Genomic DNA, 11,893 nt, shown 5'->3' on the forward strand with positions numbered 1-11,893 from the left:
GGCGTCGCCCCCGGCCCGGACCGCGACGATCCGGCGTCGTCCGGCGGCACCACGGCCGCGACGGCCGGGGGTACGCCGGTCAGGGCCGCCGGTCGGCGTGCAGCCGGTCGAGGTGGGCGGCGAGTTCGTCGGTGACCAGCAGGTCGGTGCGGATCCGGTCGTGCGGGTAGCCGGCCCGACCGATCATGTGCGCGGCGACCGGCGCGGTGGCCAGCTGGAACGCCCCGACCAGCACCAGCGTGGTGACGTCCACCCCGGTCCGCAGCCGCAGCGCGCAGCCGAGCAGCACCAGCAGCAGGCCGAGCACCTGCGGCTTGGCGGCGGCGTGCATCCGCGACAGCAGGTCGGGGAAGCGGACCAGGGCGACCCCGGCGGCGAGGCTGAGCAGCGCGCCGCCCAGCAGACAGACCGCGGCCACCACGTCCAGCACCGCGTCGACGCTCACCTGTCGTCCCGGCGGGTGGCGAAGCGGGCGACGCTGACCGAACCGACGAAACCGAGGATGGCCAGCACCACCAGGATCGGCAGCGCGGTAGCGTCCCGGCTGTAGGCGGCCTCGGTCGCCACCGCGGCCACCACGATCGCCAGCAGCACGTCGGTGGCGACCGCCCGGTCGAGCACCGACGGCCCCCTGACGATCCGGGTGAGGGTGAGCGCACCGGCCACCGCCAGCAGCACGGTGACGATCACGGCGACAGCGGTCATCTCGAACTCCCTTCCAGGGTGGACGGTGTGTGCTCCCGGACCAGCCGTTGCTCCTGCGCCGAACCGATCGCCGCGATCAACCGGGCTTCCAGCTCCAGCACGCCGTCGCGGAAGCGTTCGACCTCGGCGCGGTCGCGTACCCCGAGCACGTGGACGTAGAGGATGCCGGCGTCCCGGTCGACCTCGACGATGAGGCTGCCCGGCACCAGGGACAGCGCCTCGGCGGTCAGGGTCAGGTTGAGGTCGGAGCGGACCCGCAGCCGCACCGCGATGATCGCGCCCAGCGGGGGGTGCCCGAACCGCAGCGCCAGGGCCGCGATCTGCACGCTGGCCACCACCAGGTCACGCAGGAACCGCAGCGCGAACCGCAGCAGCGGCACCGGGTGCACCCGCCCGGTGAAGGTGACCGGGGGTAGCGGGAAGACGGTCAGCACCACCAGCCCCACGACCAGCCCGCCGAGCACGTTGGCCCAGCTCAGCGTCCCCCAGAGCAGCACCCAGACGGTGACCAGGACGATCATCGCGACGGCCCGGTTGCGGCGGCGGGCCGCCCGGGTCAGCGGCCGGTCCTCGGGATGATCCGGGGCCGGCCCACCCCCGGGAAGCGGCGGCGACGGTTCCCCGGGCGGCGGCGACCGGTCCGGGGGGCGCTGCGGCGGCGGATCGTGGCTCACGGGGTCCCCCCGGGGTAGACGGCCTCGACGTACGGGGTGCGCCGCAGCAGGTCGTCCGCGGCGTCGGAGCTGATGTCGAACAGCGGCCCGGCGACCACGGTCAACGCCAACCCCAGCACCACCAGGGCGACCGTCGGCGCGATCATCAGGCGGGGCAGCATCGCGCCCGGGTGGGCGTCGCGGTCCGGCCCCCGGTAGGGCTGCTCCACCCCGTCGGTGCGCACGGTATGCACGCTGTCCTGCGGTTCGGGCATGTCCGGATGCGGGCGACGCCAGAACGCCAGGTTCCACACCCGGGCGATCGCGTACAGGGTGAGCAGGCTGGTCAGCAACCCGCCGGCGACCAGCACCCAGGCCAGCGGGCCGCCGTCGTCCACCCCGGCCTGGACCAGGCCGAGCTTGCCCAGGAAACCGGAGAACGGGGGGATGCCGGCCAGGTTCAGCGCGGGCACGAAGAACAGCACGGCGAGCAGCGGCGACAGCCGGGCCAGCCCGCCGAGGCGGTCCAGCGCGGTGCTGCCGCCCCGGCGTTCGACCAGACCGGCGGCGAGGAACAGGGTGGTCTGGATGGTGATGTGGTGCACCACGTAGAAGATCGCGGCGGCCAGCCCGAGCGACGAGCTGAGCCCCACCCCGAACAGCATGTAGCCGATGTGGCTGATCAGGGTGAACGACAGCAGTCGTTTGATGTCGGACTGGGCGACCGCGCCGAGGATGCCGACCAGCATGGTCAGGGCCGCCACCACCAGCAGCAGGTCGGCCGTCCGGCCGCCGGGGAACAGCAGCGTCTCGGTGCGGATGATGGCGTACACGCCGACCTTGGTGAGCAGGCCGGCGAAGACGGCGGTGACCGGCGCGGGCGCGGTGGGGTAGCTGTCGGGCAGCCATGCCGACAGCGGGAAGACCGCCGCCTTGATGCCGAAGGCGAGCAGCAGCATCCCCTGCAGCACCAGCCGCAGGTCGTCGGGGAGGGCGTCGAGCCGGTCGACGAGCTGCGCCAGGTTGAGGGTGCCGGTGGCCGAGTAGACCAGCCCGATCGCCACCAGGAAGATCAGCGACGACAGCAGGCTGACCACGACGTACGTGGTGCCGGCCCGGATGCGGGTCTCGGTGCTGCCCAGGGTGAGCAGCACGTAGCTGGCGACCAGCAGGATCTCGAAGCCGACATAGAGGTTGAACAGGTCGCCGGAGAGGAACGCGTTGCACACCCCGGCGGTGAGCACCAGGTAGGTGGGGTGGTAGACCGACAGCGGGGTGTCCTCGTGCCCGTCGGCCATGCCCTGCCCGATGGAGTACACCAGCACGCAGAGGGTGACGGCGGCGGACACCACCAGCATCAGCGCGGCGAGCTGGTCGGCGACGAGCACGATGCCCAGCGGCGCGACCCAGCCGCCGACCTCGACGACGAGCGGCCCGTCGATCGAGGAGCGGACGAGCAGGGTGGCGGCCACCGCGACGGTCGCGGTGAGCACGGTGAGGCTGACCCACCGCTGGGCCCGGGGGCGGCTGGCCAGCAGCAGGGTCAGGGCCGCGCCGAGCAGCGGCATCACCACCGGCAGTGGGACGAGGTAGTTCACGCGTCCCTCCCCCGCTCGCCGGCCGCCGCCGCCACCGAGGCCGGCGAAGGCCGCCGGCTGTCCGGATCGGGCCGGTCGTCGCCGTCGGGCTGGTCGTCGGAGTCGGACTGGTCGGCGTCGTCGGTGCCCGGCCCCTCGTCCCGGTCGGCCAGGTCCATGATCCGGCGGTCCTCCACGTCGTCCTGCACCTCGTCGTGGCCGTTGAGGTGCCAGCTGCGGTACGACAGCGCCAGCAGGAACGCGGTCATCCCGAGGGTGATGACGATGGCGGTGAGCACCATCGCCTGAGGCAGCGGATCGCTCATCTCGTCGGCGTCGGTGGTGCCGACGATCGGCGGGCCACCGGCCCGGCCTCCGGTGAGCAGCAGCAGGTTGGCCCCGTTGCCGAGCAGGATGACGCCCATCAGCACCCGGGTGAGGCTGCGTTCCAGCAGCAGGGTCACCCCGGCGGCGAAGAGCACACCGACCACCACGATGTAGGTGAGGTTGGGGGTCACACCAGCTCCTTGTCCCGTACGTCGTCGTGGGCGTCCTCCTGCTGGCGGTCCATCTCGGCGCCGAGGCTGCGCAGGATGTCCAGCACCAGGCCGACCACGATCAGGTAGACGCCGACGTCGAAGAAGACCGACGAGACGAAGTGGACCTTGCCGAGCAGGGGCAGGTGCAGGTCGAGCACCGCGCTCTGCAGGAACTCCCCGCCCAGTGGCATCGCCACCACGCCGGTGCCGACGGCGAGGAACAGCCCCGCGCCGAGCACCGCCCCGGCGTCGACCGGCGCGGCGGCGTTGAGTTCCCGCCGGCCGCCGGCCAGGTAACGCACGGCCAGGGCCAGGCCGGCGACCAGCCCGGCGGCGAACCCGCCGCCGGGGGCGTTGTGACCGGAGAAGAGCAGGTAGACCGAGAACAGCACGATGGCGTGGAAGAGCAGCCGGGTGACCACCTGGAGGATCACCGAGTGCCGGTGCGCCTCGAAGCCGGCGGTCAGCCAGCGCGGCCCGCCGGTGGTCGCCGGTCGGGGGCCGGGGACGGCGCTGCGCCGGTCCAGGTCGCGGGAGCGGCGGAAGATCAGGCTGGCCACCCCGGTGGCGGCCACCACCAGCACCGCGATCTCGCCCATGGTGTCCCAGGCCCGGATGTCGACCAGGGTCACGTTGACCACGTTCTTGCCGCCGCCGTAGGAGACCGCCTCGTCGGGGAACCGCTCGGAGACCGGGATGGCCAGCCGGCCGCTGGACGCGACCCAGGCCATCCCGGACACGACCGCTCCGACGGCGACCCCGAGGGCGATCCGGCCCCGCCGGCTGCGGCGGATCGGCCGGGCCGAGAACTTCACCGGCAACCGACGCAGCACCAGCACGAACATGACGATGGTGACGGTCTCCACCAGGAACTGGGTCAGCGCCAGGTCCGGTGCGCCGTGCAGGACGAACATCAGCGCGGTGCCGTAGCCGGCGACCCCGACCAGGATCATCGCGGTGAGCCGGCGCAGCGCGCGGGCGGCCATCACGGCGGCCACGATCACCAGGGCGGCGACGACAGCCTGCAACGGGGTGTCCCAGGCGCGGAACTGCCGGGGCCACGGGCCGCCGGTGAGCAGCGCCCCGCCGGGCAGCAGCACCAGCACCAGCAGGATGATCCCGAGATAGAACGGCAGCGAGCCCCGCTGGGTCGCGCCGGTCAGCTCCACCGCCAGCCGGTCCACCCCGGCGACCAGCCGTTCGTAGCCGGCCGCGCCGTCCAGCGGCGTCCACCGGGTGGCCCGCAGCCGACCCCGGTGCAGCAGCAGGAACAGCCCGGCACCGACCGCCACCGCCAGGGCGGACAGCCCCAGCGCCGGGGTCAGGCCGTGCCACAGCGCCAGGTGGTAACCCGGCCCGGCGGTGGAGAACCCGTCGGCGTACGGGGCGAGCAGCCCGTCGAGGGCCGGGGCGGCGACACCGACGACCAGCCCGGCGACGGCGAGCAGCGCCGGGGCGGCGAGGAACGACAAGCCCGCCGGATGCGCTTCGGTCGGCGCGACACCGGGCTTGGCGGCGAACGCCCCCCACAGGAACCGCAGCGTGTACGCCACGGTCAGGGCCGAGCCGGCCACCACCCCCGCCAGCACCAGCAGGTCCGCCGGGCCTCCGTGCTGCAACGCGTCGAGGGCGGCCTCCTTGGCGACGAACCCGGCCATCGGCGGCAGCCCGGCCATCGACGCGGCGGCCAGCACGGCGACCCCGACCAACGCCGGCGCGCGCCGGCCGAGCCCGCTGAGTTCGTGCAGGTCCCGGGTGCCGGTGGTGTGGTCGACGATCCCGACGACGAGGAAGAGGGTGGCCTTGAACAGGGCGTGCGCCAGCACCATGGCCGCGCCGGCCAGTGCGGCTTCCCGGGTGCCGGCCCCGAGGATCACCATCAGCAGTCCGAGCTGGCTGACCGTGCCGTAGGCGAGCAGCAGCTTCAGGTCGGTCTGGCGCAGCGCCACCCAGCCGCCGAGCAGAAGGGTGGCCAGGCCGGTGCACAGCAGCACCACCCGCCAGGCGGTGACGTCGGCGACCGCCGGGCCGAGCAGCGCGACCAGGAACACCCCGGCCTTGACCATCGCGGCGGCGTGCAGGTAGGCGCTGACCGGGGTGGGGGCGGCCATCGCACCGGGCAGCCAGAAGCTGAACGGCACGATCGCCGACTTGCTGAGCGCGCCGAGCAGGATCAGCATCAGCGCGGTGACCAGGTAGCCGCCGCCGGGCAGGTCGGTGGCGACGACCGACCAGCGGTAGCTGCCGGCGTGCTGGCCGAGCATCACGAACCCGGCCAGCATGGCCAGCCCGCCCAGGGTGGTGACCAGCAGGGCCTGCATGGCGGCCCGCCGGCTGGCCCGCTTCGCCGGGTCGTAGCCGATCAGCAGGTACGAGAAGACGGTGGTGAGTTCCCAGAAGACGTAGAGCAGCAGCAGGTCGTCGGAGACGACCAGGCCGAGCATGGAGCCGGCGAAGGCGACGAAGACCGCGGCGAAGCGACCCAGCCCGGGGTCGTCGGAGCGGAAGTACCTGGCGCTGTACGCCAGCACCAGCGCGCCGACCCCGCCGACGAGCACCACCATCAGCCAGGACAGGGTGCCCATCCGCAGGGCCAGTTCCAGGCCGATCCGGGGCACCCACGGCCAGGTCTCCACCACCGGCTCACCGGACCGCACCCCACCGGTACGGGTCAGCGCCCAGACCAGCGTGGCGGCCGGGGCCAGCGCGACGGCGTAGAGCGCCCGGCGTCCGAAGCGGCGTACCAGCCCCGGGGCGACCACGGCTGCCAGTGCGTGGACCGCCACCAGGACCAGCACATACCCTCCTCGAAGTTCGGTGTCGGGTCTCGCCCGCCCGCTCGGGGCTGCGCGGGACCGGCGGCGCGGGGACGGGCGTCCCCGGGTCGCGCGGCCACCGCGACGGTGGCGTCACCCTGGTTGGTCGTTCGGTCTGTCGTGGGGTCCGGTCAGTGACCGGCGAGCACGTCCGCGGCGGAGGTGGTGGCCGCCTCCGTACCCGCGACGACCACCTCGTCCCCGGCGAGCAGGACGACGTCGTCACCGGGGGTCGGGACGACCCGGCCGGCGCGGACCACCGCCAGCAGCGACAGCGGTCGACCGGACAACCCGGTGTCCCGCCAGCGTTTCCCGTCACCGACGCTGTCCACGGCGACGGGTATTCGCACCACGGTGACGCCGGGCAGCTGGCGTTCCAGCTCGGCGAGGTGGTCGACGGTGACCGCCTGGTTGAGCACGGCGGCGACGGCCTGCGCCTCGGACTGGTCGAGCACCAGCGTGGCGAGGGCGGTGTCGCCGTCCTCCGGGTGGTAGATCACGATGTCGCGCCGACCGCCCGGATGGGAGATGACGCTGGCCCACTGGCCGTTCGTGGTGGCGAAGCGCTGGCAGAGTCCGACCCCGGGAAGAACCGTCCGTTCGAACCGCATGCCTACCTCCCTCGCCCATCACCGAAGGGGCGTCCGGCCGGTAACGGCCGCGCGCCCCTTCATCCCTATCATGATCAGGGCGTGATCGCCCACCGCCACCGTCCCGACCAGTGGGAGACGGCGACGTCGGGACAGTGCCGGGATCGACGGCCGACGCCCGGGGACGACCGCCGGAGGGCGGGTCGCCCGGTCAGCGGGCGTCGGTGCGCTCGGCGGTCGGCCGGTGGCGGGCCGCCGGCTCGTCCCGGTCGATGCGCAGCTCCCGTTCCAGTTCGGCGATGACCGCCCGCAGGTCGTCCAGGCGCTGGGTCAGGGCGATCCGGTCCACCTCGTCGGGCACCCCGTCGCCGTCGGCGTCGTAGCCGGGCGCCAGCCGCTCGGTCATCTCCAACCGGCGGGCCTCCTCCATCGAGTTCACGATGACCGCGATCAGGATGTTCAGCAGCAGGTTGACCGTGATGAGCACGTAGCTGACGTAGTAGACGAGGGTCCACGGGGACAGCGCCAACCCCTGCTCGACCAGGTCCGGCAGGGTCTCCAGGGACAGCAGCACGAACAGGGTCAGCAGCGACCTGCCGATGTCGCCGTACTGCTCCGGGTAGGCCCGCCCGAAGATCAGCCAGCCGGCCATGCCGTAGACGTAGAGGGTCACCATGGCCAGCGCGAGGAACCCGCCGACACCGGGCAGGCTGCGCCACAGCGCGGCCACGATGGTGCGCAGACCCGGCGAGAAACGCACCAGGCGCAGCACCCGGGCCACCCGGACGACCCGCAGCAACGCCGAGTCGCCGTGCAGCCCGGGCAGGAAGATCGCCGCGATCACCACCAGGTCGAACACGTTCCAGCCGTGCCGCAGGAAGTCCTGCGGCCGACGCCCGTACGCCAGCACCCGGACGGCGATCTCGGCGACGAAGGCGGCCCGGAAGCTCAGCTCCAGCCAGTGCAGCGCAGGTCGGGCCGCACCGAGATCCGGGTAGGTCTCGACCCCGAGCACCGCCGCGTTGGCCATGATGAGTACCACGATCGCCGCCTCGAACGGGCGCGAGCGGGTGATCCGGGCACACCGCTGGGCGAGACCGGCGGGGCGGACGGGCGGCGGATCGGCGGGACGCCGTCGGGCGGGGACGGGCACGGACGGCACCTGTCACCCGGCCCCGGGGCGGTACGGGATCGTGGCGGCCATCCCGACACCCTATCGGCCACCCGGGACGGTGACCGTCGGTGATGGACCGGGCACCCGGCCGCCGGCGATCGCAGGTTCTCGTCCCGACATTGAACGACCAGCGCCCCGGCTTCGTACCACCAGGCGAAGGGAGCTGCTCATGAAGCGCACGACCCCGTTGCTCACCCTGCTGACCGGGACGGGCATGGCCGCCGTCCTGTTCGCGATGAGCGCCCAGGCGGCACCGCGTACGGTCGATGCCGGTGCGGCCGCGCCCGCGACGAGCCCGCCCGAGGCCGCCGTGGTGTCGCCCGCCGCCCCGGCCGCGGAGCCGGACGCCGACCCGGCGGCCGAGCCGGACGCCACCCCGGCGGCGCCGGCGGGGGGCCAGCCCGGCCCGGCGCAGACCACGCCGCCGACCACGCCGCCACCGGCGAAGCAGGCCGACTCGAACTGGACCGGCCGACTCGACGGCGGCGCCACCATCGCGATCACCGTAACCGACGGCAAGGCGGTGGCGTACGTCTGCGACGGCAAGAAGCTGGAGGTGTGGCTCAACGGCACCGCCGCCGACGGCCGGATGAAGCTGACCGGCAAGAAGGGCGAGGTGCTCACCGGGTCGTTCGGCGACGGCGTCGCCTCCGGCGAGATGGTGGTGGGTCAGCGCCGGTGGAAGTTCACCGCCAAGCAGACCGGCAAGCCCGACCCGGTGCTCTACCGGGCCACCGCCCAGCAGCGCCGCGCCGGCGTCGACGGCGGCTGGATCATGCTGCCCGACGGCAGCCAGATCGGGGTGGTCACCCGCGACGGTGTGCCCGTGTCGGCCCCGCCGCTGGACCCCGCGTTCGGCACCACCATCCTCGACGGCCGGACCGTCACCGCGTCACCGGTCGTGGCCGACCCGGGGTCCGGTGCGTGATGACGACGGCACGCCGCAGGTTCGAGATCGACGTGGGACGCGACCTCGACGACGGGCCGCCCGTCCGGGTCCTGTCCGACCCCCCACCCGCCGTGACCCCGCCCGCCCCGATCGGCGTGCCGTCCACCGGCTCCGGTGCCCCGCCCGCCTCGCTGCTCGTGCCGCTGCTGGTCGGGGCGGCGGTCGCGGTGGCCCTCGGGGCGTACGGCCGGATGCACCAGCCCACCGGGATCGCGGTCAACGTGGCCGGCTTCTCCAGCCCTCAGACGGTCAAGGTCTGGCTGGGCACCGGAGCGGCCTTCTTCGCCGTGGTGCAGTTGCTCAGCGCGTTGGCGATGTGGGGCCGGCTCGGTGGATTCTCGCCCTCCTGGGCGGGTGGGCTGCACCGGTGGAGCGGCCGGGTGGCGTTCCTGCTGACCGTCCCGGTGGCGGTGCACTGCCTCTACGCGCTGGGTTTCGCCGACTACGACCTGCGGACCCTGCTGCACTCGCTGCTCGGTTGCCTCTTCTTCGGGGTGTTCACCATGAAGATGCTGGCGCTGCCCAAGCGGGGGCTGGCCGGTTGGGTGCTGCCGGTCGTCGGTGGGCTGGTCTTCACCGTCCTGATGGGGATCTGGGTGACCTCGTCGCTGTGGTACTTCACCACCTTCGGGGTGGGCACGTGACGCGCGACGGGCTCGGGGCACGGGAGAGGAACGACGGGCAGATGTGCGACGAGCGTGGGACCGGGTGTGCGTCCCGGCGGGCGGTGCTGGCCGGTGCCGGTGGGGTGGGCGTGACCGCCCTGCTCACCGGCTGCCAGACGTACGGTGAGCCGACCACGCCGGCCGCGGCGCCGCAGACCGGCGGATCGGCCGCCGCGCCGGCCGACGCCTCGCCGGGCGGCAGCGCACCGGCCGGGCCGTCCGCCGGGGCGAGCGGTTCCCCCGCCGGGGGCGGCGAGCAGCCGCCCGCCCCGGCGGCGCTGGCCGCGGTGGCGGACATCCCGGTCGGGGGCGGCAAGATCTTCAAGGCCGAGGGCGTGGTGGTGACCCAACCGGCCGCGGGCACCATCAAGGCGTTCTCGGCGACCTGCACCCACCAGGGCTGCACGGTCACCTCGGTCAAGGACGGCATCATCGTCTGCGGCTGCCACAACAGTGTCTTCGGCATCGCCGACGGCGCGGTGCGCAGCGGCCCGGCCGGGAGCCCGCTGCCGCCCCGGGCGGTGACGGTCGACGGCGACGACATCCGGCTGGCCTAGATCGCCGAGTCCAGCCACGCCATCCGGCGGTCCAGCCAGTCCCGCAGGTAGTCGAGCTGCCCCTGCCACGTGTCGGCGGTCGGGGTGACGATGGGTCCGATCTTCTCGGTGGTCAGGTTCGGCCACCGCTGGAAGTTGCGGTCGGCGGCGTTGGCCAGCGGCGCGGTGAGACCGGCGAGGCGCGCGTCGAGCCCGGCGGCCGACAGCGGGCCCCGCCGCAGCTCGGCCCAGCGGGCCCGGACCAGCGCCATGAACCCGGGATCGGTGACCAACCTGTTGATCCAGTTGTTGGGCTTCGGCCACCGGGGCTGCTCGTACTGCCAGCCGGTGGTCTCCAGGTTGTCCCCGCCGCCGATGCCGTAGGTGAGGTCGAGATCCCACAGCGGCCCGGCGGTGATCTTGCCACCCCGGTCCTTGTAGAAGTACGAGCTGCGGGCGTAGGCGTCGAAGTTGCGGGTCAGTTCGTTGAGGATGAACGAGTCGACGAACGATCCCACGTCGATCCAGGCGGGATAGCCGGTCACCGGATCGGCGAAGTCGCGGGACTGCATCAGGTCGTTGAACTGTTGGAGGTGCCCGGTCAGCCAGGCCTGCTGCTCCGGTTGCAGCGGCGAGGGGTCGACCACCTCCAGGTAGTGCCAGCAGGTCGCGGGCCGGCCCTGGCACTCCAGGGTGGGTTCCTCGGCCGTCAGCCACTCGAACTTGACGATGTACCCACCGGTGATGGCCGGCAGGGTGACGTCGTCGGGGTCGAGCTCCTTGAGGTCGAGCCGGTTCTTGGCGTTCTTGATGGTTTCGACGATCAGGTAGACGCCCTGGTAGTCCTCGGCGGCCACCGGCCGGTCCGCGACGTTGTGGTAGAACTCGACGAAGGCGTACCGGGGCGCCTGGAATCCGATCTCGCGGGCCAGGTCGAAGGTGAACGCCTCCCGGATCAACGCCTTGTCGGTGTAGGGCCCGCGCAGCACCCAGTCGGACTCGGCCGGCATGCCGAGCACCGGCAGGTCGACGTCGTCGTCCTCGTTGTCGCGGAACTCGACCCGGTAGGGCGCCTTGTCGAACAGGGAACTCGACGTGCCGCGCAGGTGGTAACCGATCCGGGTGGCGAGGGTGGGTGGCGTGGAGAGCGACGCGTGTCCGCCGGTCGGTGCGAAGAGCAGCGCGGCGGCGTCGACGAACTCCCGTCCCGGCGCACCCTGGCCGTACCCGTCGATCAGCAGGATCGGCAGGTCGAGGCTGACGTCCACGGCCCGCTCGACGTAGAGGGCGGTGCCGGGGTCGCCGGTCGCCACCCCGTCGACGAAGGCCCCGGCCCGTAGCTGGGTGGTGGCGGAGACGGTCAGCGGGGTGTCGTCGTAGCGTGGGGAGTCCGCGCGGGGCAGTGACCCGTCCGTCGTGTAGCGGATCTCGGCGTCGGCCACCGTCGTGCGCAACGAGACCGCGAACGCGTCCCGGAAGGTGCCGCTCGGCACGGAGAAGACGATGTCGCCGGTCAGCTCGTCGGCCGGGTCCGCCGCCGGGGCGGCGGTGGCCGGCGCGCCGGCCGGTCGGGCCGGGGTCGGCGACGGGCCGCCGGCCACCCCGAGCGAGATCGCGGTCACGACGCCCAGGATCCGGGCCGGCAGATTCCGCACTGTCACTCCCCTGCGTCACGGGCGGCTGGAGCAC

Annotated in this window: 12 protein-coding genes; 3 read left to right on the plus strand and 9 right to left on the minus strand. The window is 73.2% G+C overall.

Annotated features, from left to right (window positions below; all coding sequences use genetic code 11):
• Window positions 1-79 precede the first annotated feature (79 nt).
• The 8 genes from mnhG to JQN84_RS20470 form a co-directional block, all read right to left on the minus strand.
• Window positions 80-445 carry a monovalent cation/H(+) antiporter subunit G gene (gene mnhG / locus JQN84_RS20435; RefSeq protein WP_204960088.1) on the minus strand — a complete coding sequence of 122 codons (366 nt, stop codon included), beginning with the start codon at window positions 443-445 and terminating at the stop codon, window positions 80-82.
• Entirely contained in the window at window positions 442-705 is a 264-nt protein-coding gene (locus JQN84_RS20440) for a monovalent cation/H+ antiporter complex subunit F (RefSeq protein ID WP_088645903.1), read from the minus strand. Before JQN84_RS20440 ends, mnhG begins: the two co-directional genes overlap by 4 nt.
• Window positions 702-1,379 carry a Na+/H+ antiporter subunit E gene (locus JQN84_RS20445; RefSeq protein WP_204960090.1) on the minus strand — a complete coding sequence of 226 codons (678 nt, stop codon included), beginning with the start codon at window positions 1,377-1,379 and terminating at the stop codon, window positions 702-704. Before JQN84_RS20445 ends, JQN84_RS20440 begins: the two co-directional genes overlap by 4 nt.
• Window positions 1,376-2,956, minus strand: a complete 1,581-nt coding sequence (locus JQN84_RS20450; protein ID WP_204960092.1) for a Na+/H+ antiporter subunit D — start codon at window positions 2,954-2,956, stop codon at window positions 1,376-1,378. Before JQN84_RS20450 ends, JQN84_RS20445 begins: the two co-directional genes overlap by 4 nt.
• Complete coding sequence (locus JQN84_RS20455; protein ID WP_204960094.1) at window positions 2,953-3,453, minus strand: Na(+)/H(+) antiporter subunit C; 501 nt, start codon at window positions 3,451-3,453, stop codon at window positions 2,953-2,955. Before JQN84_RS20455 ends, JQN84_RS20450 begins: the two co-directional genes overlap by 4 nt.
• Entirely contained in the window at window positions 3,450-6,272 is a 2,823-nt protein-coding gene (locus JQN84_RS20460; protein WP_204960096.1) for a Na+/H+ antiporter subunit A, read from the minus strand. Before JQN84_RS20460 ends, JQN84_RS20455 begins: the two co-directional genes overlap by 4 nt.
• 149 nt (window positions 6,273-6,421) lie before the next feature.
• Window positions 6,422-6,901: a cation:proton antiporter regulatory subunit gene (locus JQN84_RS20465; RefSeq protein WP_204960098.1), complete on the minus strand. Its 480-nt coding sequence runs from the start codon at window positions 6,899-6,901 to the stop codon at window positions 6,422-6,424.
• A gap of 190 nt (window positions 6,902-7,091) precedes the next feature.
• Window positions 7,092-8,033 (minus strand): ion transporter, encoded by a 942-nt coding sequence (locus tag JQN84_RS20470; RefSeq protein ID WP_307821356.1) that lies wholly within the window; start codon window positions 8,031-8,033, stop codon window positions 7,092-7,094.
• A gap of 190 nt (window positions 8,034-8,223) precedes the next feature.
• Here JQN84_RS20470 and JQN84_RS20475 point away from each other — a divergent pair, with 190 nt between their 5' ends.
• Genes JQN84_RS20475 through JQN84_RS20485 form a run of 3 tightly spaced genes read left to right on the plus strand, consistent with a single transcriptional unit; the run spans window position 8,224 to window position 10,225 of the window.
• Window positions 8,224-8,982, plus strand: a complete 759-nt coding sequence (locus JQN84_RS20475; RefSeq protein ID WP_204960103.1) for a hypothetical protein — start codon at window positions 8,224-8,226, stop codon at window positions 8,980-8,982.
• Window positions 8,982-9,647: a DUF6529 family protein gene (locus tag JQN84_RS20480; RefSeq protein WP_307821357.1), complete on the plus strand. Its 666-nt coding sequence runs from the start codon at window positions 8,982-8,984 to the stop codon at window positions 9,645-9,647. The genes JQN84_RS20475 and JQN84_RS20480 overlap by 1 nt, the downstream gene beginning before the upstream one ends.
• The gene (locus JQN84_RS20485) at window positions 9,644-10,225 is read left to right on the plus strand and encodes a Rieske (2Fe-2S) protein (RefSeq protein WP_307821358.1); all 582 of its coding nucleotides are present in this window, start codon (window positions 9,644-9,646) and stop codon (window positions 10,223-10,225) included. Before JQN84_RS20480 ends, JQN84_RS20485 begins: the two co-directional genes overlap by 4 nt.
• On the opposite strand, the gene JQN84_RS20490 is transcribed toward JQN84_RS20485, so the two are convergent.
• Window positions 10,222-11,859, minus strand: coding sequence for a CotH kinase family protein (locus JQN84_RS20490; protein ID WP_307821360.1), 1,638 nt, complete (start codon window positions 11,857-11,859; stop codon window positions 10,222-10,224). The two genes, JQN84_RS20485 and JQN84_RS20490, sit on opposite strands and share 4 nt — an antisense overlap.
• Window positions 11,860-11,893: the final 34 nt, after the last annotated feature.

The organism is Micromonospora humidisoli, assembly GCF_016900955.1.
Classification (GTDB): Bacteria; Actinomycetota; Actinomycetes; order Mycobacteriales; family Micromonosporaceae; genus Micromonospora; species Micromonospora wenchangensis.